The following is a 24,627-nucleotide window of genomic DNA, read 5'->3' on the forward strand; positions in this document are numbered from 1 at the left end:
CTCCGATTGTGCAAAGGTCAGTGTGCCTCTCCTTCCCGATGGTCGGCAAGCGGCGATCCGCACCGATGCGGCCAGCCTGAGCGCGACTATGACGATGCGGGGGTGGGATTTGGCGTCGCGGCCCGTTGAACAAGGAACCGATACGGGCTATGTGGAGAAACGAGTGGCGTGGTTCGGTCCCCATCCGACATCCCAGGCCCCCGCAAGCCAAAGCCCCCCGGTAGACACGCCGACCTCAGGGAGTTCAAAAACGATGGCGCAAGACGGATACACCCGCTTCGACGACGAACCCGAGCAGGAGCCGGACGAGAAGTCGAAGGAAAGCGCCCCGCCGCCGTTCGCTGCCGTGCAGTCGAACCTCTTCAAGGCGCGCACGGTGCTGATCTTCGGGCAGATCGACATGAAGCTGGCGCAGGCCGTCTCGGCCCAGCTGCTGGCTCTGGCCCACGAGAGCAACGACGACATCACGGTCGTGGTGAACTCCCCCGGCGGCCACGTCGAGGCGGGCGACACCATTCACGACATGATCCGCTTCGTGAAGCCGCGCGTGAAGATGCTGGGCACCGGCTGGGTCGCCAGCGCCGGCTGCCACATCTTCCTGGCCGCGAAGAAGGAAGACCGCTTCTGCCTGCCGAACACCCGCTTCCTGATCCACCAGCCGCTGGGCGGCACCGGTGGCCGGGCGACGGACATCGCCATCGAGGCGAAGGAAATCATCCGCATGCGTGAGCGGCTGAACCGCATCATCGCGCGCGAGACCGGCCAGCCGGTGGAGAAGGTGTCCAAGGACACCGACCGGAACTACTGGATGATGGCGGACGAAGCCCGCGAGTACGGCATCGTCAGCCACGTCATCGACACCTTCGACGAGCTGAAGTAAGCGGTCCTCCGGAACGCACAAAGCCCCTCTCCAGCGAGAGGGGCTTTTTTTATGGCCGCGGCCTGGTTTGAGCGATCAAGCCCGCCGAATCAGCCGTTTACACGACGATGTTCAGATTCTGTCCGCGCGTGGCCGTCACGTTGCCGCCGGATGACGACCCATCCGAACCGCCCTGAAGCAATGTGGCGATCGCCTGATCCTGCTGTTGCGCGGTCTGGTTCAGCGTCTTCACGCCGAAGTCCATCTGTCCCTGCGCCTGCCGCAAGCCGACCGCGGCACCCAGGGTGGAGGAGGAAATGTCGAGAGCCATCGGAGGATGCCTTCAAAGGAAACAGACGGCCGACGCCGTACGGTCCGCGCCGCGTCGGTCAGATGACCACGTTGACGGAACCGGCCCCCGCCGAGGGGGCGGCCACCGCATGGGTCGTCATCGGTGTCGAGGCTACCACCGGCGACGTGTGCGCGGAAGTCCCCTGTGACGGGGTGGAGCGGCCCCCGCCGGCCCCGGACTGGCCCGAGGCCCAGCGGTGCACGGGGGAACCGTTGGCGGAGGTCCCGCTCTGGCCGGCGCCGTTCGGCTGGTCCTGCCCGTCCGAGCCGCCAACCAGAAGCTCAAGCGACGCCTTGCCGCTCTTCCTGTCCTTCTGCGCCTCACGGTACTGCCGCAGAGCCGCCTCGGTCGGTATCTGGTCGAGGGTCACCCCGTCTTCCGGGCTGCGGAACAGCAGCACCAGCCGCGACGCGTCGGCATCGTAGCGGTATGCGGTCTTCGTGTAGCGTCCGGAGAGGGGCTCGGACTGCCCGGTCACGGGGTCCTTTGCGGACGGAGTCCCGGTGTCGGCCCCGGTTTCAACAGCCTCGCTGTTGCGGGCCGTCATGAAGGCCAACGGCCTTGCAGCCGTTGCGGTGGCGATGGCCACGTTCATGACATTACACCGATGTGTGGACAATCCAGATGATATATTGCAGCCGCACTCGTGCATTGTAAAGGGTTCGTTCACCTTTTTTCCGGCTAGTCCAAAGGACGAATTCCCACAGGCTGTTTGTGGCACCAAGGTTTCGCATTCCAGGACCATCAGGACCGCCTCCCACCCTTTCTCACAGCCGTGACACTTGCGGAGGGGCGGCAGGGTGCTTAAGCCTGTATGTATGGCTACGATCGCGGAAGCGCTGGCGCTCGCCCTGGAACACCATCTGGCCGGCCGGCTGGCCGAGGCCCAGCAGCTCTATCACCGCATCCTGGATGCGGACCCGGAGCAGCCGGACGCGCTGCATTTCCTGGGGGTCCTGGCTGGGCAGGTGGGGGAACAGACGCTCGGACTGCAACTCATCGCCCGCGCCATCGCCCAGCGGCCCGAGGCGGCGGACATGCACGCCAACAGCGGCAACATCCGACGCTCCTCGGGACGACCAGAGGCGGCGGTGCAGGACTACCGGCGGGCCGTCGCTCTCCAGCCCGATTTCGCGGAAGCCTGGACCGACATGGCGAACGCCCTGCGCATCCTGGGCCACTCCCCTGGCGCCATCGCCGCCCTGGAGCGCGCCGTCGCCTCCGCCCCCACCCTCGCCATCGCGGTGGAACGCCTTGGAGCGCTCCGGCACGAGGAAGGCCGCCTGCTGGTGGAGCAGGGGCGGGGCACCGAATCCCTGCCGCCGCTGGCCCGCGCCGCGGAACTGCTGCCGCTGGACGCCGACGTGGCCTTTCTCTACGGCAACGCCCTGTTCGCGATGGGGTTGCGGGAGGACTCCACCCTCGCCTACCGCAACGCCCTGGCCATCACGCCGGATTTTCCGTCCGCCGCCTTCAATCTCGGGGTCGCGCTGGGGGGCGTGGACCGGCTTGAGGACTCCGCCCGCGCGCTGGAGCGGGCCGCCCGGCTGGACCCCCGCCATCTCGACGCCATCGACCGGCTCGTCATCGCCCTCGCCCTGCTCGGCCGGGAAGACGAGGCGGCGGTCTGGGGCGAGCGTGCGCTGGACCTCAAGGACCGCACGGCCATGGACACGGCCCCCGCCCTGCCCCCGCTGCCCGCCCGGCCACGCGGGGCCGAGGACCGGCGGCGCAACGTCATAGCCTTCAGCCTGTGGGGCGGCCAGCCCGCCGGTGCTCACGACCCAGCGGAGCTTGTGAGGCAGACCGTGGCGCTGTATGCGGGGTGGACCTGCCGGGTTTATCACGACGGCACCCTTGCCGCCGACCGGTTAAGCGAATTGGCCGCGGCCGGGGCGGACCTCGTGGCGGTGGCCGTCGACGCGCCGACCGGCGGACCCTATTGGCGCCTGACCGCCGCCGACGACCCCACGGTGGCGCGCTTCCTCTGCCGAGACTGGGGCGCGCTGCCGTCCGCCGATGGGAAGGCCGCCGTGGATGACTGGGTCGCCTCCGGCCGGCCCTTCCATGTCCTGCGCGACGGGGTGCTGCACACGGAGGTGATGTCGGGCGGCCATTGGGGCGGGATCGCGGGGCTTCTGCCCGACCTGCTGCCGCTGGCCGAGCGCCACGGCGCCGCCGAGGCGGACCGGGCGCAGGACCATCGCTTCCTGCGCCGCATCGTCTGGCCGATGATCCGCGACCGCGCCCTGATCCACGACCGGGCCCACCCCCGGCATGGCCTGCCCTTCCCCACGCCGTAAGCGGCTACAGAACCTGCTTCGGCAGGGACAGCAGCTCCTTGCGGATCTGGCCCATGCTGGGGCGGTTGTCCGGCCCGAAGGCGATGGGACGGCACAGATGCATCGCGGTCAACCCGACCCGCGCGGTCAGCAGCCCGTTGATCACCCCCTGCCCCATGCGGGTGGAGATGGCCGCGGCGATGGAGCCGCCCAGCGCCTCGACGGCGACGTGGTGGGCGCTTTCCGCCACCCCGGCGACGGCGAGGTTGGCGAGCATCCGCCGCAGCAGCCGCATCGACCCGACATAGCCGGGCCGCGCGCCGTAGAGCGCCGCGATCTCCCGCACCAGCTTCAGGTTCCGCCACAGCACCACCGCGAGGTCGACGACCGCCGCCGGGCTGAGCGCCGTCGCCACCGCCGTGTCGCGGGACGCCCGCAGGACGGTCTGGTAGGCGCGGCGGTCCAGCGGCCCCATCACCTCGCGGTCGAGCAGGCGCAGGATCTCCGCGTCATCGTGGGCGTCCGTCACATGGTCGCGCACCCGCTCCAGCGAGGGCGCCAGATCGGCCCGACCGTCATAGAGGCGGGTCAGCGACCCGGCGAAGCGCTCGGCGTGGCCCGGCTCCCCGGCGTTGGTCACGATCTCCGTGGACAGGCGTCCGGCTTCGCCGCGCAACTCCTCGATTTTGCGCAGGCGGCGCAGCGCGCGCAGTTCGCGCAGCAGCATCGCCAGCGCCGCCCCACCGGCCACCGTCACGGCGGCGGCCACCAGCACGCCCAGCGCGGCGCTGGTGGCGAAGGCGCGGTTGAACAGGTCCCAGGTGTCGAAGCCCAGCGCGATCAGCACCAGCGCGGCGACCGAGCCGGCCAGCCAGCGGCCGAGCCGGCTGCGCGGCCGGTCGTCCGCCAACAGCGCGGGAAGGCGCTCCGCCGCTGAACCGGACAGGGGGCCGGCCAGGGGGCCGGCGATGATCGCCTCCTCCTCCGCCGCGGGGACGGCGGCGGCGCGGGTGGGGTCCAGCTCCATCGGCGGGACCCAGCGGCGGTCGCGCGTGTCCTCGCTCATTCCAGATAATCCCCCAGCAGGAACTGCATGGCCTGATCCAGCCGGATGTGCGGCAGGCCGCGCGCCTCGCGGGCGAGGTCGGCGGGCGGCTGGAAGGCCATGAAGTTGTAGGGCCGCTCCTGCCCCGGCGGAAAGTCGGCGTCCTCGGGGATCTCGCCGGGGAACAGCACGGTCGGGCGGTCGCGGCCGAGCGGCACGCCGCGAACGCAGCGCAGCTGCCGCCCCTCATGCTCGGTCACCACCGTCTCGGTGGATTTCAGGGCGGCGATGGCCATCGTTTCCACCTGCGCCCCTTCGAAGCGGATGCCGGCCCGCGCGTCGGATACCAGCCGGTCCAGCAGGTGGCGCAGGCTGTTGTGCTGGTGCGAAGCGACATGGTCGGCCTTGGTGGCGGCGAACAGCACGCGGTCGATCTTCCGACCCAGCAGCCAGTCCAGCCAACTGCTGGACCCATGGCGGAAAGGCTCCAGGCTCAGCTCCAGGGCACGCTTCATGTCCGCCATGCCCGCCGGGCCGGAGTTCAGCGCGCCCAGCACGTCGATCAGGACGATCTGGCGGTCGAGCCGGGCGAAATGATCGGCGAAAAAGCGCCGGACGACGTTGGTCTTGTACGCCTCGTACCGATCCTCCATCAGCGCCCACAGGCTGCCACGCACGCGCGGCCTTTCGCCCGGCAGCGGGCAGAAGGTCAGCAGCGGCGCGTTCGCCATGTCACCCGGCTCGACGAAGCGTCCCGGCTGGATCAGGCTCAGCAGATTGTCGGAGCGGCGGCAGGCGTGCAGGTAGTCGGTGAACAGCGCCGCACCACGCCGCGCCTGCTCCTCCTCCGCCGGGGCCGCCGTGTCGATGGTGGCGAGCCAGCCGCGCCAGGAAACCGACAGCTCGTCGCGCGGTGCCCGCCCGGCCAGTTCCAAAGTCAGCGCGCTCCATTCCGCGAAGGACTGGTGGAGCAGCGGCAGGTCGAGCAGCCATTCGCCGGGGTAGTCGACGATGTCGAGATTCAGCGTGGCGACCGGCTGCACCGTGCGCTTCAGCACGGTGTTCGGGCGGTAGCGCATGGACAGGCGGAGCTGGCTGATCCCGCGCGTCTCGGTCGGCCAATGGGGCGCCGGGCCGGCCAGTTCGGCCAGCCGCTGCTCCACCTCGAAGCGGGGGACCTGGGCGTCGGGCTGCGGGCGCAGGCGCGAGGCCTGGAAGCGGCCGGAGGACACCACGTCGAGGAAGGGAAGCCGCCCGGCCTTCAGCAAATTGTCGACCAGCGAGGTGACGAACACGGTCTTGCCGGCCCGCCGCAGCCCGGTGACGCCGAGACGGACGTCCTGCTCCAGGATGCCGCCGGAAACGAGATCGCCGGCCCGGCCCAACAGGCGCGAGCCGGCGTCGTACAGGTCGTTGAAAATGGGCACGCGCACGGTCAGCCGGTCCGTGTGGGGGAAAGGATCGCCCCTCTATATGGGGGACCGTCCGCCCACGCCTATACCCTGACCGGTGCTTTAGGACGCCCCGAAGTCGAGGTTCCAGGCCTCGTAGCGCTCCGGATCGTTCTCCCAATCCTCGCGCACCTTGACGAACAGCATCAGGTGGACGCGCTGCTCCAGCATCTCTTCCAGTTCGGTGCGGGCGGCCTGCCCCAACGCCTTGATGCGGGAGCCCTGCTTGCCGAGCACGATGGCCTTCTGGCTGTCGCGCTGGACATACACGACCTGGGAGATCTTGACCGACCCGTTCTCGAACTCCTCCCACTGCTCGGTCTCGACCGTCGCTGCGTAGGGGAGTTCCTGGTGAAGCTGCTGGAACAGCTTCTCGCGGGTGATCTCCGCCGCCAGGAGGCGCATCGGCATGTCGGAGATCTGGTCCTCCGGGTAATGCCAGGGGCCTTCCGGCATGCGGGCGGCCAGGAAGCCGCGCAGATGCTCCACCCCGTCGCCGGTCGAGGCGGACAGCATGAAGATGTCGGTGAAGATGCCTTCCTGGTTGAAGCTGTCGGCGAGGCCGAGCAGCTTCTCGCGCGGTACCAAGTCGATCTTGTTCAGGATCAGGATGGCCTTGCGCCCCTGCTCCTTCAGCCGGGCGATGATGCCCTGCGTGTCCTGGTCGATGCTGCGGCGCGACACGTCGAACAGCAGGCCGACCAGATCGGCGTCCTCCGCCCCCTGCCACGCCGCGGCCACCATGGCGCGGTCCAGCCGGCGCTTCGGCTTGAAGATGCCGGGCGTGTCCACGAAGATGATCTGGCTGTCGCCGGCGATGGTGATGCCGAGCACGCGCGTGCGGGTCGTCTGCACCTTGGAGCTGACGATCGACACCTTGGAGCCGACCATCGCGTTCAGCAGGGTCGACTTGCCGGCGTTCGGCGCGCCGACCAGGGCGACGAATCCGCAGCGCGGGTTTTCGGGCACATAGGCAGCCTCTTCGGCGCCTTCTTCGGCACCAGTGTCGGCACCCTCGTCCACGCTCTCGCTCACGCCCTCGTCCTTATCGTCGAAATCGTCGTCTTCAAACTTGTCGCGGCCGTCAGTCATCGACCTGCACTCCCAATTGGCGCAGCAAGGCGCTGGCCGCTTTCCGTTCGGCGACCCGCTTGGACGGGCCGGTGGCCGTCACCGGCTCCATGCCCTTCAACCGGACCGCGATGCGGAACACCGGCTCGTGCGCCGGGCCGCTCTGCTCGATCAGTTCATAGGTGGGAAGGGGCCGCTTGTTGCCCTGCGCCCATTCCTGCAACGCCGTCTTGGAATCCAGCGGCGGCGGCTCCGCGCGGTCGATCTGCCCGGCCCAGGCTCCGCGGATGAAGTCCCGCGCCTTGTCCATGCCACCGTCCAGATACAGCGCTCCGATCACCGCCTCGCAGGCGTCGGCCAGGATGGTGTTGTTGCTGCGCCCTCCGCCCTGCGCCTCCGACGGGGACAGGCGCAGGTAACGCCCCAGTTGCAGCGCGCCGGCAACACGGCTCAGCGCCTCCCGCCGGACCAGCGAGACGTGCCGCTTGGCAAGCGCGCCCTCTCGTTCGTTGGGGAAACGCTCCAGCAGCCATTCCGCGATGACGAGGCCGAGCACCCGGTCGCCCAGGAATTCCAGCCGCTCGTAGGCGAGGCCCGGCCCCTGCTCGGGCCGCCCACCGCGGTCGTTGCGCTCCAGCCCCATCAGGCTGGGGTGGGTGACCGCGTCGGCCAGCCGTTGCGGGTCGGCGAAGCGATGGCCGATGGCCGCGGCCAGTTCCGCAAGGTCGGCGGAATCGGCGCTCACGTCCGCGTCGGACGCCATGGGGGTCCCCCGTTCTTCAGGGCTCACAATAATCGGTCTCCGCGCCCCGGTGCTGTGCGGGGCTCACTTCACGGCGTTGAACAGGCGGCTGAACCGCAGGTCCGCCGGCCAGCGCCACACCTCGAAGAAGCGCGTCCCGTCCTCCAGAGAGAAGAACAGAAATTCGGCGCGCCCGACCAGATTCTCCATCGGGACATACCCCACCTGCGACGGAACGCGGCTGTCCAGCGAGTTGTCGCGGTTGTCGCCCATCATGAACAGATGGTTCGCCGGCACCTTGAAGGCCGGGGTGTTGTCGAGCGGACCGTTGTCCGACTCTTCGATGATGCGGTGGCTGCGCCCGCCCGGCAGGGTCTCCACATACTGGGCGATGCGGACCTCGCGGCCCAGCGCGTCGCGCGACACATAGTCCTCGATCCGCTCGCGCTTCACCGGCTGGCCGTTGATGTGCAGCACGCCGCCGGTCACCTGGACGGTGTCGCCCGGCAGGCCGATGACGCGCTTGATGTAGTCGGTCTTGTTGTCGCGCGGCAGCTTGAACACGGCGACGTCGCCGCGCTCCGGCGCGTGGCCCAGGATGCGGCCCTCGAACAGCGGCAGACCGAAGCCGACCGTGTACTTGCTGTATCCGTAGGAGAACTTGGACACGAACAGGTAGTCGCCGATCAGCAGCGTCGGGATCATCGACCCGGACGGGATGTTGAAGGGCTCGAAGGCGAAGGTCCGCACGCCGAAGGCGATGATGACCGCATAGAAGACCGTCTTCACCGTCTCGGCAAAGCCGCCTGTCTCTTTGGATTTGCCGGTCAAGGCGGTCTCTCTGTTCATGGTCATGCGGAGGGTGCCGTGGAGGTGGTGATGGAGGTGTCGGCGGAAGCGTCGGCCGGTTCGGCGCTGATGATGACGAAGGCCTCGGCCATCGGGTACTCGTCGGTCAGCGTCACGTGGATGCGCGCTTGCATGCCCGGCGGGGTGATCGCCTGCAGCCGCTCCAGCGCTCCGCCGGTCAGGCGCATGGTCGGCTGGCCGGAGGGCAGATTCACCACCCCCATGTCGCGCCAGAACACGCCGTTGCGGAAACCGGTGCCCAGCGCCTTGGAGCAGGCCTCCTTGGCGGCGAAGCGCTTGGCGTAGGTCGCCGCCCGCGCGCTGTGCTTGCCGGCGGCTCCGGCGCGGCGCTCCGACTTGGCGCGCTCCACGTCGGTGAAGATGCGGGCGATGAAGCGGTCCCCGAAACGGTCCAGCGACTGCTCGATCCGGCGGATGTCGATCAGGTCGTTCCCGATGCCGAGGATCATGAGACGCCTCCTGCCGCCGCTCGGGCGTCCTTCATGACGGCGCGCATGCGCTGGAGCGTGTTGCCCAGCCCGACGAAGATCGCCTCGCCGATCAGGAAATGGCCGATGTTCAGCTCCACGATGGTCGGGATGGCGGCGACCGCCCCCACCGTCTCGTAGCTCAGCCCATGGCCGGCGTGGCATTCCAGCCCGATGGCCTCGGCGTGGGCGGCCGCCCGGACGATGCGCTCAAGCTCCGCCGCGCGTTCCGCCCCGGCGGGCGCGTCGCAATAGGCGCCGGTGTGCAGTTCCACCACGGGCGCGCCCAAGGCCTTCGCCGCGTCAAGCTGCGCCGGTTCCGGGTCGATGAACAGCGAGACGCGGATGCCCGCGGCGCCGAGCTCACCGACGGTGCGCTTGAGGTTGTCCATCTGCCCGGCGACGTCCAGCCCGCCTTCGGTGGTGACCTCGGTGCGCTTCTCCGGGACGAGGCAGCAGGCGTGCGGCCTGTGGCGCAGCGCGATGCCGAGCATCTCGTCCGTCGCCGCCATTTCCAGATTCAGCGGCAACCGGATCTCCGCCATCAGCCGCTCGATGTCGGAATCGATGATGTGGCGGCGGTCTTCGCGCAGATGAGCGGTGATGCCGTCCGCCCCGGCCTCGGCAGCGAGCTTCGCGGCGCGCACGGGATCGGGATGACGCCCGCCCCGCGCGTTGCGGACGGTCGCCACATGGTCGATGTTCACGCCGAGGCGCAGAGGGCGGGGCATAGGCTCGAAACTCCGGTGTCGCGCCGGTCCCGCATCCTGCATCCGGCGGGCACCGGTTCTCCCTGCTATATAGCGGTGGCGTGGCGTCGCGTCACGCCGTCATTCGACGACGTGATGCGCGGCGATTTGCGCGGCGAGCGCCTTCAGCTCCTCGATGGGCGGGTCATGGCGCGGCCAGACCAGATCGGCGCCGTCGTTCTGATAGCGCGGGACCACATGCACGTGGATGTGCGGCACCGTCTGCCAACCCGCCGGCTTGTTCGTCTGGAGAAGCGTGATCCCCTCCGGCGAAAAGGCCGCCTGGACGGCGCGGGCGATCTTGTGGACGGTGCGGAACAGGGCCGCCGCCTCGTCCTCCGTGACGTCCAGGATGGTCGGGGCCGGGCGCTTCAGCGCCACCAGCACATGGCCGGGGTTGACCTGCCCGGCGTCCATGAAGGCGAAGGTTTCCGCATCCTCGTACACCACGGCGCAGGGCAGCTCCCCGGCGATCAGGCGGCTGAAGATGGTGGGGCTGGACATGCTTCCCTTGCCTCCGATAGACGCGACCGGGTGGGTGCCTTCACCGCCCCCGCGCCCGCTCCACCGCGTTGATGGCGGGGGTGGCGCGCAGGGCCGCCATGATGTTGGTCAGATGCTTGGCATCCTTCACGTCGATGTCGATCAGCAGCTCGAAGAAATCGGTGTTGCGGCTGGTGATCTTCAGGTTCGTGATGTTGCCGCCGTTCTTGCCGATGACCGTGGACAGCGTACCGAGCGAGCCCGGCTCGTTATTGACAACCAGCGAGATGCGCCCGACATGCTCCTCGGGGCTGTCCGGCCCGATGTCCCAGGCGACGTCGATCCAGCGTTCCGGCGACTCGTGGAAGCTCTCCAGCGTCTCGCAGTCGATGGTGTGGATGGTCACGCCCTTGCCGGTGGTCACGATGCCGACGATGCGGTCGCCCGGCAGCGGGTGGCAGCAACGGGCGTAATGGACCGCCATGCCGGGGATCAGGCCGCGGATCGGCAGCGGCGCGTTGTGGCCCTTCACCTTCGGCTTGGGCTTCGGCACCGTGATGGCGTTCTTGTCGTCGCCTTCCTTCGGCGTCGCCACATGCGGCTTGTGGCCGGGGAAGACGGCGTGGAAGACCTCGCGGCCCGAATGCAGGCCCGACCCGACGCTGGCCAGCAGATCGTCGGCGCTCGGCTGCTGGAAGATCTTGATGACGCCTTCCAGCGCCTTTTCCGAGAACTCGTAGCCTTCCGACTTGAACTGGCGCTGCAGGATGGCGCGGCCCAGCTCGATGTACTGGGTGCGCTGCTGGGTGCGCAGGAACTTGCGGATGCGCGCCCGCGCCTTGCCGGTGACGACGAAGCGTTCCCAGCCCGGAACCGGGGTCTGGGCCTTGGACGTGATGATGTCGACCTGATCGCCGTTCTGCAGCTGTGTGCGCAGCGGCAGCATCCGACCGTTGATCTTGGCGCCGACGCAGTGATCGCCGACCTCCGAGTGGACGGCGTAGGCGAAGTCCACCGGGGTCGCCCCGCGCGGCAGCGCGATCAGGTCGCCCTTCGGCGTGAAGCAGAAAACCTGGTCCTGGAACAGCTCCAGTTTGGTGTGCTCCAGGAACTCCTCGGGCTTCTGGGCGTGCTCCAGGATATCCAGAAGCTCGCGCAGCCAGCGGTACTCGCGCCCCTGCTGGGTGCGCGGCTCGCCCTGCTTGTAGGCCCAGTGGGCGGCGACGCCGAGTTCGCAGATCTCGTGCATGTCGCTGGTGCGGATCTGCACCTCGATGCGGTTGCGCTCCGGACCGATCACCCCGGTGTGGAGCGAGCGGTAGCCGTTGGGCTTGGGCGTCGAGATGTAGTCCTTGAAGCGCCCCGGAACGACCGGGTAGTGGGCGTGGATGACGCCCAGCGCCTGATAGCATTCCGGCACCGTGTCCACCATGATCCGGAAGGCCATGATGTCCGACAGCTGCTCGAAGCTGACGTTCTTGCGCTGCAGCTTGCGCCAGATCGAATAGGCGGTCTTCTCGCGCCCGGTGACCCCGGCGTTGGGCAGCCCTTCCTCCGCCAGCGTGCCGCGGAGTTCCTGGATGATCCGCTGGACGCGGTTCTCGCCCTCGGTGCGCAGGCGGGAGAGCTGGGCGAGGATGCTGTCGCGGGCGTCCGGATTCAGCTCCGCGAAGGAGAGATCCTCCAGCTCGTCCTTGACCTGATGCATGCCGATGCGCTCGGCAAGCGGCGCGTAGATCTCGATCGTTTCGCGGGCGATGCGCTTGCGCTTGTCCGGGTTCTTCAGATGGAACAGCGTGCGCATGTTGTGCAGGCGGTCGGCCAGCTTGACCAGGAGGACGCGGATGTCCTCCGACATGGCCAGCACCAGCTTGCGGAAATTCTCGGCCTGCTTGGCCTGCTCGCTGTGCAGCTCCAGGCGCGACAGCTTGGTCACGCCGTCGACCAGACGGGCGATCTCCTTGCCGAAGTGCTTTTCGATGTCCTCCAGCGTGGCGACCGTGTCTTCGACCGTGTCGTGCAGCAGCGCCGTCGCGATGGTCCCGGCGTCCAGCTTGAGCTGGGTGAGGATGCCGGCGACCTCCAGCGGGTGGAGGAAATAGGGATCGCCCGAGGCGCGGGTCTGGGAGCCGTGCGCCTTCATGGAGAAGACGTAGGCGCGGTTGAGCAACTCCTCGTCCGCCGAGGGGTCGTACGCCTTGACGCGTTCGACAAGCTCATATTGCCGGATCATGCCACCCGACCCGGCGCAGCGTGCGCCATGAAGTTTCGCAAATGTCTTGGTTCTTGGACGGAAAGGGGGGCCACCGCCCCCCAAGGCCGGTCGCTATCGGTCAGCGTCAGAGATCCCCGTCCGCATCGCGACCGACGACATCGTCCTCGGTCTCGCCGAAGGCCGCCGCCGGGTCGCTCTCCATGTCGGACAGCAGGTCGTCGCCTTCGCCGACCTCCTCAGCCTCGCTCATCCCGTCCTCGTCCTCCAGCGACGTGTCGCCGCGGGCGGCCCAGTCGTGCTCGCCGGCCATCAGCTCGACGATTTCCTCTTCGGGCTCGTCCGGCTCGACATGCTTCTGGTGGCCCTTGATCAGGGCGTTCTTCAGATGCTCCAGCATCACCGTCTCATCGGCGATCTCACGCAGGGCAACGACGGGGTTCTTGTCGTTGTCGCGGTCGATCGACAGCGGGGCGCCGGACGCGATCTCACGCGCACGCTGGGCCGCCATCATGACCAGCTCAAACCGGTTCGGAACCTTGAGGACGCAATCTTCGACGGTAACGCGGGCCATACCAAACCAACTCCGGGATCTGCGAAGGCAACCGAATATATTGATGCGTTCGCGCCTGCGCAAGCGCTTCGAGCCTTGTCGGGTCCGCCCGCCGTACCTCGCCCGCGGCACCCGCGCGCCCGCGCGCCCCCTTGCTCGCACGTAGACGAACCCCTACGTTACTTATCTGGTGGTTCGCAATTTCGCGTATGCCTGACATATAATTCAATCCATCGTAGAAGGATTACGGAATTGGATCGCAATACGACTTTGCCGAAGGATGTTACGAAGCTCTTTTACAAAGAAGAGCGTCTGGCGATGTTCATCGACGGCGCCAATTTGTACGCGGCTGCCCGGTCCCTGGGCTTCGATATCGACTACAAGCGCCTGCGCGACGGCTTCGCATCTGAGGGACGGCTGGTCCGCGCCTTCTATTACACCGCGCTGGTGGAGGATCAGGAATACTCGCCGATCCGTCCGTTGGTGGATTGGCTGGACTACAACGGCTACACCATGGTGACCAAGCCGACCAAGGAATTCACCGACGCCTCGGGACGGCGCAAGATCAAGGGCAACATGGACATCGAGCTGGCCATCGACGTCATGGAGATGGCCGAGCGGGTGGACCACATCCTGCTGTTCTCCGGCGACGGCGATTTCCGCCGGCTGGTCGAGGCGGTGCAGCGCAAGGGCGTGCGGGTCAGCGTCATCAGCACCGTGCGCTCCCAGCCGCCGATGGTCGCCGACGAACTGCGCCGTCAGGCCGACAACTTCATCGAGCTTCAGGACCTCGCCCCGAGCATCGCCCGCGTCCACCATCACCGCGAGCCGATGGGCAATCCGGGCGCTCCGGGCGTGCCGGACATGCCCAGCCAGGGCGGCCCCTACGCCAACTTCTGAGCGGTGCCGCTCACCGCGGGGGGCGCTGTCCGATCAGCGCCCCGCGACGGTGGCTTTCAGGGCGCCGGCCGGAAGTTGGAACATCATCAGATAGGTCCGCTGGAGCGGGCTGCGGTTGTCGTCGGAAACGATGTAGACGAGCAGGTCGCCGTCCGCACCGGGCCGCACCGCCAGCCCTTCGAAATTGTCGGTCGGCAGCGGCGGCTCCAGGCGCGCCAGTTCCACCCCGTCCATCGTCGCGCCGCCGCGCAGCGAGTCCGCCGGCACATGGACGAGGCGCGCCGCCCAACCGCCCAGCAGCGACACCCGCCGCTCCAGCACCAGCACCCCGCCGTCCGGCAGTGGCGCCGCAGACGTGGGACGGAAGCGCGGCGCCGCGCGGTAGGTCAGCGGCTGCCAGTCGCCGCGCGCCTTCGGATCGGCGGGAGCGATCCAGGCGTGGCGTTCACGGACACCATCATCGTCGCCCTCCTCGATGGCCAGGATGCGGCCGTCCGACAGCGCGGCCAACGCTTCGACTCCGCCGTTCGTGGGGGCGTTCTCCAGACCGGGCGGCACCGGAAGCTTCCGCGGGGTTCCCTCGGGCCGGTCGGCGCCGTCGTAACGGAGGATGCGGTGATTGCGCTCGAACGGCACCAGCCAGCCGCCGTCCGGCAGACGGATGAGGTCTTCCGAGTCGTTGAGCCGGCTGCGGTAGTCCGGGCTCTTATCGAGGATCAGGGGACGGACATCGTAGTGTCCGGCGCCCGCCAGACGCCCCTGGGCGTCGTAGGACAGCCGCCCCGTGACGCTCTTGCCGTTGTCGGAAACGGCAACGAAACGGTCGCCCGAGTCGCTGACCCACAGGCCGGACAAGCCGCCCACGCCCGCCCCATCGGGCAGACGGAGGGCGCCACGAAATCGCAGGGCGCCGACTTCCGCAAGATCCGGGCGGTCCGGGTCGAGCGCAATCGGAACGGAGGATTCGGCCGATCGCCCGTTTCCGGCCACCGCGGCGCAGCCGCCGGCCACGGCCAGCAGGGCGCAAAAGGGAATCGCAAGGGTTCTCAAACGCATGGCGGCACTCATGCCACGATGGGCCGGCCGGGGAAACGCATTTTCCGGCTTGCCCCGCCTGCCCGCGATTCCGACCGTTCGTCCGCCGGGCTCATAAGCCCTGCCTCTCCGTCCGAACGTGGGCGAACGAATTGGATATGCTCAGAGGGTTACTTCCTCAGAACCAATTCGGGAGTGGGTTCAAGCGCATAAATTGTTCTGTACCTAAGTAAAACACTGCCCAGCCTCAGCCGAGAATTGCGTGATGTCCAATCCCCTCCGGTCCCAGCCGGTCGCCCTGCCTGCTGATCGCCCCGCCACCGGTTCGGGAGCGCCGGAGGACCCAATCACGGAACGCATCCGCGAGTTGGAGGCCGAACTGCGCGAGCTTCAGCACCGAGCCAAGAACAGCCTTCAGCTGGTCATCAGCCTGCTGAAGCTTCAGACGGGCCGCATCCGCGACCCGGACGCCCGAGCCGCCTACGAGCAGACGCTGGTGCGCATCGAAGCGCTGGCCATCCTCTATCGCCAGCTTCACGAGTCGGGCACCGGCACCCATGTGAATCTGGGCCGCTACATCGAATCACTTGCCGACGCGGTGAAGCACGGAACGCCCGGCGGCCTCGCCAACGTGCCCATCGAGGTGAAGAGCGATCCTATCCAGATCGGCCTGTACGAAGCCATGCCGCTGGGCCTGATCACCGCGGAGCTGATCACCAACAGCCTGCATCACGCCTTTCCGGAGCAAGGCTGGATCCGCGTGTCGGTGACGCAGGAGAACAACGGGCGGGCCCGCCTGATCGTCGAGGACAACGGGCGCGCCCTGCCCGCCGGCTTCGACACGACGGCCGAAGATGGGCTGATGCTGGCCGAAGCGCTGGCCGCCCAGCTCGGCGACACGCTGAACACGGAAAGCGACGCCGCCGGCACCACCGCCAGCGTGTCCTTCCCTGTGTGACGACTCAGGCCGGCGCCCCGTGGCACTCGTGCGGGGCGTTCTCGGGGCCGTGGTCGTGATGCTCGTGGGGATGCTCGGGCGGCGGGGCCGTCCTGACGGTCCCTGCGAACCAATCCCGAATCGCCCGCACCGGATCGGTCTCCAGCGTGGTCACCGGCTCGATGCCGCGGCGCTTCATATGGTTGATGAAGCCCTCGCCGGACGAGCCGGTGATGACCACCCGTACCGCGTCGATGGGGTGCGGGCGCCCATCCCCGGCAAGGTGAAGGACCTCGTCCTCGGCCAGCTCGATCCGATTGATCTCGACGGGCTCGCCGCCCGCCTCGGCCTCGAAGACCAGAAAGCGGCGGGTGCGGCCGCCATGGGTGGCGATGCTGCGGTAATCCTGCGTGCCGACGGCGAACTTCATCCCACTTCCCCCATAAAGCCCAGCGGCCTTACCGTGGCACGGCGCAGCGCCACGCACACTGAGGGAGGTCAATGCGCGTCAGAGGATTTCCGTTTCGTCGGAGCGGATGACATCCGTCCATTTGCGCTCCAGACGGCGCAGCGTGCGGTAGGTGACCTCGAAGTCCTGGCTGTCGCCGTCGGTGCGGATCAGACCATCGGAGTGGACCGAGGCCATGTGCCGCAGCCGCTCGCACAGCTCCAGCCCCCTGGCCGACAGCTTCAGCCGGGCGGCGCGTTTGTCGCGCGGCGAGGCGGAGCGGTCGACATAGCCGCTGTCCACCAGCTGCTTCAGGTTGTAGGAGGCGTTGGAGCCGAGGTAATAGCCGCGCTCGATCAGATCGCGCACGCTGATCTCTCCGTTGGAGATGTTCAGCAGCATCATCACCTGCACCGGGCTGATGTCGTCGATGCCGATGCGCGACAGCTCGATTCGCAGAACGTCGAGGAACCGGCGGTGCATCCGTTCGATGATCCGCGCCACCTCATGGTACATCTGGGTGGCGGACGCCTTGCGCTCAGCGTCGTTGCGCTCGGCGTCTTCGGTCGGCTGGGGCTGAACGAGCGTCGTCATGGGCCTCGGTTCTGCGTGGGGATCGGGGAATATGGCCTGCCTTGCCCAACGCACCGTAGGGACCTAACTGTTTAATTTATATTAACTGTGATGGCGGCATGAAGGCGCACCGGACCTTTCCCAAAGGTTGGCACACCTTCCGCCAAGGACTGGATAAGGTCAGATCCAGCTGTCGTCTCCGCCGCCATCGCCGCCGCCGTCATCGAACGAGGAATCGTCGGTCTGATAGTCGACATTCTGGAGGTTGTTGTCCTCCGGCGGGACGCCCTGGTCCGCACCCTGGTCCGCGGAGTCGCCGTAGTAATTGTTGATGATCGTCTCGCCATGGCTGGCCGTCTGGCCCGCCGCCGCTGCGGCCTCGCCGAACGGACCCGGAGAATGGCTGAGCATCGAGGAGATGGCGCTGGCCGCCAGCATGCCGCCGGCCACGCCCGCCGCCGTCTGGGCGGCACCGCTCAGGAACCCGCCGCCGCGCGGCGCGTAGCCCTGCGGGCCGAATCCGGGCTGCGGCGGATAGGCGGGCTGGCCGTAACCGGGTTGCCCGCCGGCCTGCGGAGCGGCCCCCCACGGGCTGCGCGAAGGCACCCCGGGCGGCTGCATCGGCGGCTGCATCGGGTTGTAGGCCGGCCCCTGGGGAGACTGGGGCGACGGAGCGGGCGGCTCCGCCGAACGGTTGCCGCCGCCGGCCCACGGGCTGCGCCCCAGCCCCAGGGCGTTGGACAGGAAGCTGCCGCCGGACGGCTGGGCCTGGGTCTGCTGGGCGCGGGACTGCGCCTCCCTCACCTGCCGCTCCAGATCCTCGATGCGCTGCTGGGCGGCGGTCAGCGCCTGCTGCTGCACCAGGACCGACTGCGCCATGTAGTAGGCGGCGGCGGGTTGGCCCTGGATCATCTGCTGGATGAAGCGTTCCGCCTCCGGATCGCGGGGCTGGTTCTCCACCTCGCGCAGGTGCGTGAACAGATCGGAAAGGAGGGTGCGTTCCTCGGGCGTCATGATCGTCTCCTGTGCGCGCTCCGTGCGGGCGCGCCATTGATGTGGCGCACCGCACCCCCGGTGCGCAAGGGTTCCGGCCCCTGCGGAGAACGCTACCCGGCCTTGCGCTCCGCCGCCTCCACGGAGGGCTCCGACACCAGGGCGGCGCGGACGGCGTCGTCCACCCGCTCCAGCCAGACGAAGCTCAGCCGCTCGCGCACCGCCGCCGGAATGTCATCGAAGTCCTTGCGGTTGCGCGCGGGCAGCATGACCGTCTTCAGCCCGGCGCGCTGGGCGGCCACCACCTTCTCGCGGATGCCGCCGACCGGCAGCACCAGACCGCGCAGGCTGATCTCCCCGGTCATCGCCGTGTCGGAGCGGATGCAGCGCCCGGACAGCAGCGACACCAGGGCCGTGAAGATCGCCACCCCGGCGGACGGCCCGTCCTTCGGGATGGCACCCGCCGGGACGTGGATGTGGATGTCGAAACGGTCCAGCCCCTCCGGGTCGAGGCCGAGGTCCTTCACCCGCGACTTGACGAGGCTGAGGGCGGCCTGGGCGCTCTCCTTCATCACCTCGCCCAGCTGGCCGGTCAGGATCAGCCGGCCCGAGCCGGAAAAGCGGCTGGCCTCGATGAACAGGATGTCGCCGCCGACCGGCGTCCAGGCGAGGCCGGTCGCCACGCCGGGCACGCTGGTGCGCATCGCCACGTCGTTCTCGAAGCGCGGCGGCCCGAGGATCGCCGTCAGGTCCGCCGGCTCGACCCGCATCCGCTCGACCTCGCCCTCGGCGATGCGGACGGCGGCAAAGCGCCCGACCGCGCCGATCAGCCGCTCCAGTTGGCGGTTCCCGGCCTCCCGCGTGTGGTCCCGGATGATCGCCCGCAGCGTGTCGTCGGGGATCTCCAGCTGCTCCGCCGTCAACCCGTTGGCGGTGAGCTGGCGGGCCAGCAGGTAGCGCTTGGCGATCTCCAGCTTCTCGTCCTCGGTGTAGCCGGACAGCTCGATCACCTCCATGCGGTCGCGCAGCGGGCCGGGGATGGTGTCCAGCATGTTGGCGGTGGCGATGAACATCACCTTCGACAGGTCGAAAGGCACGCCCAGGTAATGGTCGCGGAAGGTGGCGTTCTGCTCCGGGTCCAGCACCTCCAGCAGGGCGGCCGAGGGGTCGCCGTGGAACCCCTGCCCCAGCTTGTCCATCTCGTCCAGCATCAGCACGCAGTCGCGCGTACCAGCCTTGCGGATGGCCTGGACGATGTTGCCGGGAAGCGCGCCGACATAGGTGCGGCGATGGCCGCGGATCTCGCTCTCGTCATGGACGCCGCCCAGCGAGACGCGGGCGAAGGCCCGCCCGGTCGCCCGCGCGATGCTCTGGCCGAGCGAGGTCTTGCCCACCCCCGGCGGGCCGACGAAGCACAGGATCGGGCTGCGCCCCTCCGGGTTCAGCTTGCGCACCGCCAGGAATTCCAGAATGCGGCGCTTGACCTTCTCCAGCCCGTAATGGTCCTCGTCGAGGATGCGGCGCGCCTCGGCGATGTCGATGCGGGATTCCGACCGGCGGTCCCACGGCATCTCGATCAGCCAGTCCAGGTAGCTGCGCACCATCGAATATTCCGCCGCCGCCTCCGGCATGCGCTCCAGGCGGCGCAGTTCCTTCTCGGCGTGCTCGCGGACGTCCGGCGGCATGCCGGCCTTGGCGATGGCGTCCTGAAGCTCGCCGATCTCGGCCTGACGCCCCTCGTCGGCCTCGCCCAGCTCCTTCTGGATGGCGCGGAGCTGCTCGCGCAGCAGGTATTCACGCTGCCGCTCGTCCATCGCCTCGCGGGTGCGCTCGCGGAGGTCGCGCGACAGCCGCAGTACCTCGATCCGCCGGGCGAGCAGGCCGCCGACCTTGTCGAGCCGCTCCGGCAGGTCGATGGTCTCCAGCACCTCCTGCTTCTCGGCGGGCTTCAGGTCCATGTAGCTGGCGGTCATGTCGGCCAGCTCACCGGGACTTTCGAGCGCCTGGACAGCGGCCAGAAGCTCCTGCGGGGCCTGGGGCAGCAGTTGCAGCGCCTCCACCGCCTCGTTGCGCAGGTTCAGGAAGCGGGCCATGACCTCCGGCGTGGCGGTGTCGCTCTCCTCGATCATTTCCACGCGGGCGGCCATGAAAGGATGGCCCGGCACCCATTCGACGATGCGGAAGCGCTGCTGCCCCTGGCACACCAGATGGTGCGAGCCGTCGGGCGTGGTGACGTAGCGCAGAATGCTGGCGGTCGTGCCGACGCGATGCATGTCGGCTCCGGTCGGGTCCTCCACCGCCTCGTCGCGCTGGAGCAGGATGCCGACCGGCCGCTCGGTGCGGGCCGCCTCCTGCGCCGCGGCGACCGAGCGCGCCCGCCCCACCGTCACCGGCAGCACCACCCCCGGAAACTGCACAAGGTTCCGGACCGGGATGACCGGGATCACATCCTCCGGCAGCCCGGAGGCGGACGGCGAGACGGGCGGCGTCTGGGGAGTCGGCGTCGCTTCGGCAGCGTGCTCATCAGTCATTCGAACGTCCTTCATCCCATCTTGTCGAGCGTCAGCACGAGGCAGCCCGCCGACAGCTCGCGCCGTCCCATGCGGAAGGCCCCGGCGGGCAGCTCGATCCGCCGCTCGAAGCGGCCGTGGGGAATCTCGAGGCGGTGGATGATCCCGTCGCAGCCCAGCGGCAGGGTCCGCTCCCCGGCAACCACCAGAACGCCGTCCTCGACGGCGACGTGAAGCTGCTCCGCGCCGACGCCGGGAAGGGCGACGACGATGGTCACCGCGTCCTCCGTCTCGTAGACGTCAATGGGCGGGGTCCAGCAGGCGCGGCGCGGGCCGGGCGGGGCCGGGCGGAAGAACTGGCGGTGCAGCCGCTCGGCACGGTCCAGCAGCTCGACGGCCTCCGACCACATGAAGGAAGCGGGATCACGGCGGGGCGGCATGGCGTCTCCTTGGGATGGCAGGTGTGATGGACGTCAGATGCCGGCGCCCGAATCCGCGGAGGCTCGGGCGAGGTCGCGCGGTTCGGGACCCTGCTCCTTCGCCCGCTCGTCCTCCTTCTGGAGTTCACGGCGGGCGCGCTCCCAATGCTCGGCGCGGCGGCCTTCGGGGCGCCCCTCCTGCTCCCAGATCTCGTAGGCACGGTGGCGGATGCGGTGTTCGTCCATCGCGGCGTTCCCCTCCTTCCCGCCCCGGCCGCAGGCATGGCCTGTCCGGCCGCAAGAACCGGGGCTCCTTCGTCCCTTCAGCAACGGCAGGGAGTCGCAGGCGTTCCGCCGACCATGCGGACATCAGACGGAAGAAAGGGGCAATGGCCCCTTTCGGGATCGGGGCTTTAGAGCCGGTCCGGCCCGTCCGTGGGATCGGGGCGGCCCGCCGCCTCGTCGTGGCCGCTGCGGTTGCTGAGGAAAACCAGGGCCATCAGCCCGATGGCGACGGCGCTGGTCAGCACGGCGCCGCCGACCAGGGCGAGCAGGCCCGGCAGGCTGAGGCCGAACAGGTCGAAGCCCGTCGCCGCCCAGGCGACGAACAGCGCCGCCAGAACGATGACGGGACAGGCGATCAGGAAGACGCGGAGCCAGGACATGCACGCTCTCCAGCCGGTGCCGGGAAGCCTCTACATGGCCGCCCGGCACGGCGGAGGAAAGCCCGCCGCTCCTTTCCGTCAACCGGACGGCGTCAGTGGGACAGCAGCAGCGGCACCGGGCAGGTGCGCAGGACATGGCGCGTCCCGCCGCCGCGGTGCAGGAAGGGGAAGCCGTAATGGCCGTGCGCGCCCATCACCAGCAGATCGGCCCCGGAATCGATGCTGCGGGCGAGAAGCGCGTCCATGGCGCCGATGTCGGTCACCGTGAAATGCGTCTGGTCGGCCGTCACGCCGTGCAGCGCCAGATGATCGAGCAGGCCGATGCGCTGCGGCTCCGTCCCGGCCGGCGGGGCGGCCTGTGTCAGAACGGTGATGACGGTGACCTCGTCGGCGGCCTGGAGGAAAGGCATGGCGTCGGACAGGGCGCGGGCGGCCTCGCGCTCGGCGTTCCAGGCGACGGCGACGCGCTTGCCGATCACCGGGAAGGTCCCCGCGAAGGGCAGCACCAGCACCGGGCGGCCCGAATTCAGCACCACCTGCTCGTTCAGCTCCTCCGGCGCCACGCCGTCGGCGGGGGCGCTGCGGTCGAACTGGCCGAGCACCGTCAGGTCGGCGAAGCGCGACCAGATGATGACCTCGCGGATGACGTGGTTGTGCTCGCCGTGGGTCAGGCCGTGCCACTGGCCCCGCAGGCCCGACGCCTGGAGCTTGTCGCGGAACATCGCCTCGCTGCGGGCGGCGGCCTGTTCCAGATGGTCGCTGGAGCGGCGGGCGATGACGCTGGTGGCGCTGCGGTCCGGCTGGGCGAACAGGCCGCGCAGGAAGGCGCCGCTGGTCTTCGACAGCGCAATGGCCGCGTCGAGGCGGGTTTCCACCTGCGGGCCGGAATCGAGATGCACGAGGATGTGCTTGTAGGCCATGAAACTCCTCCCTTTGCTTTTGTCCGGGCCGTTGTTCTTGTTCGGGCGGGCGTGCCCGGGGGCGACGCACCGGCACCGATTGTTCCTCTTGCGGCGCCGCAACGCCAGCAGGAAAAAGCCTTCCGGAAGGATGGAATAGGCGTTTCCTCAGAAGCTCATCCGCAAGCGCGCGGTGAAGGCGTGGTTGTACCCGTCCGCCCCCGACAGTTCGCCGCGGTAACCCACCGTGGCGCTGACCGCCTGCCAGAGCTGGGCCGACAGGCCGGCGCCGATCACCAGGGAGTCGCGGCCATCGCCGCTCGGGCTCACGCTGTTGGCGGCCCCCCCGGGCAGGCGGACGGTGACAGTGCGCGCGTCCTCGGCGAACTGGTGCTCCCAGGCGATGCCCAGGCTGGGCTGAAGCACCGTCCGCCCGATCTCCACGATGGTGGAGGCTTCGGCCCCGACGCTGCTCTCCAGCGATTCGGCGCTCTGCCGCTCGACGCCGAGCGACAGCAGCCCGGCGCCGCTCTCCTGATAGCCGTCGATGCGCGTGTGGATGTAGCGCAGGCCCAGCCGCGGCCCCAGCGCCACCGGCCCGAGCTGCGCCGTGTAGCCCCCGGCGACCGACAGGGCGTAGGTCCGCCCGTCCGTGTCCGCCGAGGCGTTGGGGAACGGCGCGAAGCCGGTGGTCCGGTCGATGTCGCCGTAGCGGTCAAAGGAGACGCTGCCCGCAACGGCCAGTTGGAAGCCCCGTGCCTCGGTCACCGCGTGCAGGCCGATGATGGTGCTGGTCATGTCCAGCGTGCCCGCCCCCTCGTCCAGCTTGGCGCGCCCGCGCGACCCGCCGACCGACAGCCCGACGCGCGAGGCCGGCCCGACCGGCAATTCGGCGCCGACGCCGCCCGACTGGGTGTTGAAGCGGAAGCCTTGGCGCTCCGGTGTGCCGGCGAGACGGCCCCAAGCGGCGTCGCCGATCAGGAAGGCCCTCAGCTCGCCATTGCCGAGCGGCGCCTCCACCCGCGTCGCGGCGGGGCCGGCGATGGAGCCGAGCAGCGCGCGGTGCCAGCTCCGCGTCGCTTCGAAGGCCAGCTCCGGCTGCATCGCCACCGTCTCCGCCGCGTCGTTCAGCGCGAGCAGGGCGCCCTGCATGTACTGCGCGATCAGCAGATGGGCGGCGCGGGTCGGGTGGATCTCGTCCCAATAGACGGTCTGGTCGGCCTGCGCCTCGGTCCCGCAGGCGCCGGTCGGCGCGTTGTTCGACAGGCAGGGCGTCACGGTGTTGGTGAAGCCGTAGGCGGTCGGGTTGGCCGCCACCGCGCGGTACAGCGCGTTGACGTCGGCCACCACGACGGTGACTCCCAGCCGCTTCTCCACGTCGGCCATCGCCTGCGACAGCAGCGTGTTGTGGGAGGCGGTGACGGCGTTCAGCAGGGCGGCGCGGTCGGAATTGCGGGTGTCCGGGATGGTGCCGAGGTCCGGCAGGTTCGGCACCAGGAAGGTCTTCCCGCCAACCGCCGCCAGACGCTCCACCGTGGTGACGATGTTGCCGACCGTCTGGGTGACGAGGCCCGACGGGTCCGACCCGGCAGTCACGCGGTTGAAATAGTCGTTGCCGCCCGCCCACACCGCGAACAGCCCGCCGCCGGTGCCGCTCGGTCGGCTGAGCAGGAATTGTCCAACCTGCCCCTGGATGCCGGGCACGCCGGTCTGCGACAGGGTGCCCGTCTCGGCACCGCCATAGGCGAAGTTGGTCTTCTGGTCGGGCTGGCTGCCGATCAGCGGGGCCAGCCGCTCGACCCAGACTAGGCCGTTGGAGAAACGCCCGTCGTAATAGGGCGGGCTCTGCGGAATGGCGCCGCGCGTCAGCTCATAGACGCGGCCGGTGTCGGACAGGCTGTCGCCGAAGACGAACACCCGGTCGAACGGCACCGCACCGGCGGGCGCCGACGCCAGCAACGCAGCTCCCGCCGCCATACGAATCGCCTTACCCGTCACCGCCTCACCTCCCCCGCTGGACAGCCGGAAAACAGGGGTGGTGCGTCAAAGCGGGGGGCGGTACCGCCATTGCGTCGGGAAGAGAAGCCGCTTGGGCGGGTTCATCAGACCATG

Annotated in this window: 26 protein-coding genes; 4 read left to right on the forward strand and 22 right to left on the reverse strand. The window is 69.0% G+C overall.

Annotated elements, in window-relative coordinates; translation table 11 throughout:
* Nucleotides 1-253: 253 nt before the first annotated feature.
* Nucleotides 254-880 (forward strand): ATP-dependent Clp protease proteolytic subunit, encoded by a 627-nt coding sequence (locus tag ABAZ39_RS17330; RefSeq protein ID WP_014198751.1) that lies wholly within the window; start codon nt 254-256, stop codon nt 878-880.
* 97 nt (nt 881-977) lie between these two features.
* On the opposite strand, the gene ABAZ39_RS17335 is transcribed toward ABAZ39_RS17330, so the two are convergent.
* Both ABAZ39_RS17335 and ABAZ39_RS17340 read right to left on the reverse strand, forming a co-directional pair.
* Nucleotides 978-1,190, reverse strand: a complete 213-nt coding sequence (locus ABAZ39_RS17335; protein ID WP_040134149.1) for a hypothetical protein — start codon at nt 1,188-1,190, stop codon at nt 978-980.
* 58 nt (nt 1,191-1,248) lie between these two features.
* Nucleotides 1,249-1,689, reverse strand: a complete 441-nt coding sequence (locus ABAZ39_RS17340) for a hypothetical protein (RefSeq protein ID WP_247874637.1) — start codon at nt 1,687-1,689, stop codon at nt 1,249-1,251.
* A 340-nt stretch (nt 1,690-2,029) separates the two neighbouring features.
* On the opposite strand from ABAZ39_RS17340, the gene ABAZ39_RS37555 reads away from it, so the two are divergent.
* Complete coding sequence (locus ABAZ39_RS37555) at nt 2,030-3,514, forward strand: tetratricopeptide repeat protein (RefSeq protein ID WP_051658208.1); 1,485 nt, start codon at nt 2,030-2,032, stop codon at nt 3,512-3,514.
* A 4-nt stretch (nt 3,515-3,518) separates the two neighbouring features.
* Here the strand turns inward: ABAZ39_RS37555 and ABAZ39_RS17355 are convergent, their stop codons facing one another.
* The 10 genes from ABAZ39_RS17355 to rpoZ form a co-directional block, all read right to left on the reverse strand.
* On the reverse strand, nt 3,519-4,559 hold the full coding sequence (locus ABAZ39_RS17355) for a YcjF family protein (protein WP_040134151.1): 1,041 nt from the start codon (nt 4,557-4,559) through the stop codon (nt 3,519-3,521).
* Nucleotides 4,556-5,971 (reverse strand): YcjX family GTP-binding protein, encoded by a 1,416-nt coding sequence (locus ABAZ39_RS17360; RefSeq protein WP_051658209.1) that lies wholly within the window; start codon nt 5,969-5,971, stop codon nt 4,556-4,558. Before ABAZ39_RS17360 ends, ABAZ39_RS17355 begins: the two co-directional genes overlap by 4 nt.
* Nucleotides 5,972-6,052: 81 nt before the next feature.
* The gene (gene era / locus ABAZ39_RS17365; protein WP_040134152.1) at nt 6,053-7,081 is read right to left on the reverse strand and encodes a GTPase Era; all 1,029 of its coding nucleotides are present in this window, start codon (nt 7,079-7,081) and stop codon (nt 6,053-6,055) included.
* Nucleotides 7,074-7,823, reverse strand: coding sequence for a ribonuclease III (rnc, locus tag ABAZ39_RS17370; RefSeq protein ID WP_014198742.1), 750 nt, complete (start codon nt 7,821-7,823; stop codon nt 7,074-7,076). Before rnc ends, era begins: the two co-directional genes overlap by 8 nt.
* Nucleotides 7,824-7,886: 63 nt before the next feature.
* On the reverse strand, nt 7,887-8,657 hold the full coding sequence (gene lepB, locus ABAZ39_RS17375; protein ID WP_014198741.1) for a signal peptidase I: 771 nt from the start codon (nt 8,655-8,657) through the stop codon (nt 7,887-7,889).
* Nucleotides 8,654-9,121, reverse strand: a complete 468-nt coding sequence (gene acpS / locus ABAZ39_RS17380) for a holo-ACP synthase (RefSeq protein ID WP_040134153.1) — start codon at nt 9,119-9,121, stop codon at nt 8,654-8,656. Before acpS ends, lepB begins: the two co-directional genes overlap by 4 nt.
* Nucleotides 9,118-9,870: a pyridoxine 5'-phosphate synthase gene (locus tag ABAZ39_RS17385; RefSeq protein ID WP_040134154.1), complete on the reverse strand. Its 753-nt coding sequence runs from the start codon at nt 9,868-9,870 to the stop codon at nt 9,118-9,120. Before ABAZ39_RS17385 ends, acpS begins: the two co-directional genes overlap by 4 nt.
* Nucleotides 9,871-9,969: 99 nt before the next feature.
* Nucleotides 9,970-10,392 (reverse strand): HIT family protein, encoded by a 423-nt coding sequence (locus tag ABAZ39_RS17390; RefSeq protein WP_040134155.1) that lies wholly within the window; start codon nt 10,390-10,392, stop codon nt 9,970-9,972.
* Nucleotides 10,393-10,432: 40 nt separating this feature from the next.
* The gene (locus ABAZ39_RS17395; RefSeq protein ID WP_040134156.1) at nt 10,433-12,604 is read right to left on the reverse strand and encodes a RelA/SpoT family protein; all 2,172 of its coding nucleotides are present in this window, start codon (nt 12,602-12,604) and stop codon (nt 10,433-10,435) included.
* Between the two features lie 106 nt (nt 12,605-12,710).
* The gene (gene rpoZ / locus ABAZ39_RS17400) at nt 12,711-13,157 is read right to left on the reverse strand and encodes a DNA-directed RNA polymerase subunit omega (protein ID WP_035679203.1); all 447 of its coding nucleotides are present in this window, start codon (nt 13,155-13,157) and stop codon (nt 12,711-12,713) included.
* A 297-nt stretch (nt 13,158-13,454) separates the two neighbouring features.
* Here rpoZ and ABAZ39_RS17405 point away from each other — a divergent pair, with 297 nt between their 5' ends.
* Nucleotides 13,455-14,036: a LabA-like NYN domain-containing protein gene (locus ABAZ39_RS17405; RefSeq protein ID WP_040134157.1), complete on the forward strand. Its 582-nt coding sequence runs from the start codon at nt 13,455-13,457 to the stop codon at nt 14,034-14,036.
* Nucleotides 14,037-14,069: 33 nt separating this feature from the next.
* On the opposite strand, the gene ABAZ39_RS17410 is transcribed toward ABAZ39_RS17405, so the two are convergent.
* Complete coding sequence (locus ABAZ39_RS17410) at nt 14,070-15,092, reverse strand: esterase-like activity of phytase family protein (RefSeq protein WP_040135438.1); 1,023 nt, start codon at nt 15,090-15,092, stop codon at nt 14,070-14,072.
* A 244-nt stretch (nt 15,093-15,336) separates the two neighbouring features.
* On the opposite strand from ABAZ39_RS17410, the gene ABAZ39_RS17415 reads away from it, so the two are divergent.
* Nucleotides 15,337-16,029 carry a sensor histidine kinase gene (locus ABAZ39_RS17415; RefSeq protein WP_040134158.1) on the forward strand — a complete coding sequence of 231 codons (693 nt, stop codon included), beginning with the start codon at nt 15,337-15,339 and terminating at the stop codon, nt 16,027-16,029.
* A 4-nt stretch (nt 16,030-16,033) separates the two neighbouring features.
* Here ABAZ39_RS17415 and ABAZ39_RS17420 read toward each other — a convergent pair whose 3' ends face one another.
* From ABAZ39_RS17420 to ABAZ39_RS37000, 9 genes are all read right to left on the reverse strand, one after another.
* A complete protein-coding gene (locus tag ABAZ39_RS17420; protein WP_040134159.1) occupies nt 16,034-16,438 on the reverse strand; it encodes a NifB/NifX family molybdenum-iron cluster-binding protein in 405 nt (134 codons plus the stop codon).
* A gap of 78 nt (nt 16,439-16,516) precedes the next feature.
* Nucleotides 16,517-17,050, reverse strand: coding sequence for a MarR family transcriptional regulator (locus tag ABAZ39_RS17425; RefSeq protein ID WP_040134160.1), 534 nt, complete (start codon nt 17,048-17,050; stop codon nt 16,517-16,519).
* A gap of 159 nt (nt 17,051-17,209) precedes the next feature.
* Nucleotides 17,210-18,043: a DUF2076 domain-containing protein gene (locus ABAZ39_RS17430; RefSeq protein WP_040134161.1), complete on the reverse strand. Its 834-nt coding sequence runs from the start codon at nt 18,041-18,043 to the stop codon at nt 17,210-17,212.
* A 92-nt stretch (nt 18,044-18,135) separates the two neighbouring features.
* Entirely contained in the window at nt 18,136-20,553 is a 2,418-nt protein-coding gene (lon, locus tag ABAZ39_RS17435) for an endopeptidase La (RefSeq protein WP_247874636.1), read from the reverse strand.
* Nucleotides 20,554-20,564: 11 nt separating this feature from the next.
* Nucleotides 20,565-20,972 (reverse strand): Hsp20/alpha crystallin family protein, encoded by a 408-nt coding sequence (locus tag ABAZ39_RS17440; RefSeq protein ID WP_014198726.1) that lies wholly within the window; start codon nt 20,970-20,972, stop codon nt 20,565-20,567.
* A 33-nt stretch (nt 20,973-21,005) separates the two neighbouring features.
* Entirely contained in the window at nt 21,006-21,197 is a 192-nt protein-coding gene (locus ABAZ39_RS17445; RefSeq protein WP_040134163.1) for a DUF2934 domain-containing protein, read from the reverse strand.
* A 167-nt stretch (nt 21,198-21,364) separates the two neighbouring features.
* A complete protein-coding gene (locus ABAZ39_RS17450) occupies nt 21,365-21,616 on the reverse strand; it encodes a hypothetical protein (protein ID WP_040134164.1) in 252 nt (83 codons plus the stop codon).
* Nucleotides 21,617-21,708: 92 nt separating this feature from the next.
* On the reverse strand, nt 21,709-22,536 hold the full coding sequence (locus ABAZ39_RS17455) for a universal stress protein (RefSeq protein ID WP_040134165.1): 828 nt from the start codon (nt 22,534-22,536) through the stop codon (nt 21,709-21,711).
* A 147-nt stretch (nt 22,537-22,683) separates the two neighbouring features.
* On the reverse strand, nt 22,684-24,513 hold the full coding sequence (locus ABAZ39_RS37000; protein WP_247881710.1) for an autotransporter domain-containing protein: 1,830 nt from the start codon (nt 24,511-24,513) through the stop codon (nt 22,684-22,686).
* Between the last annotated feature and the right edge of the window lie 114 nt (nt 24,514-24,627).

The organism is Azospirillum argentinense (assembly GCF_000632475.1).
GTDB lineage: Bacteria > Pseudomonadota > Alphaproteobacteria > Azospirillales > Azospirillaceae > Azospirillum > Azospirillum baldaniorum.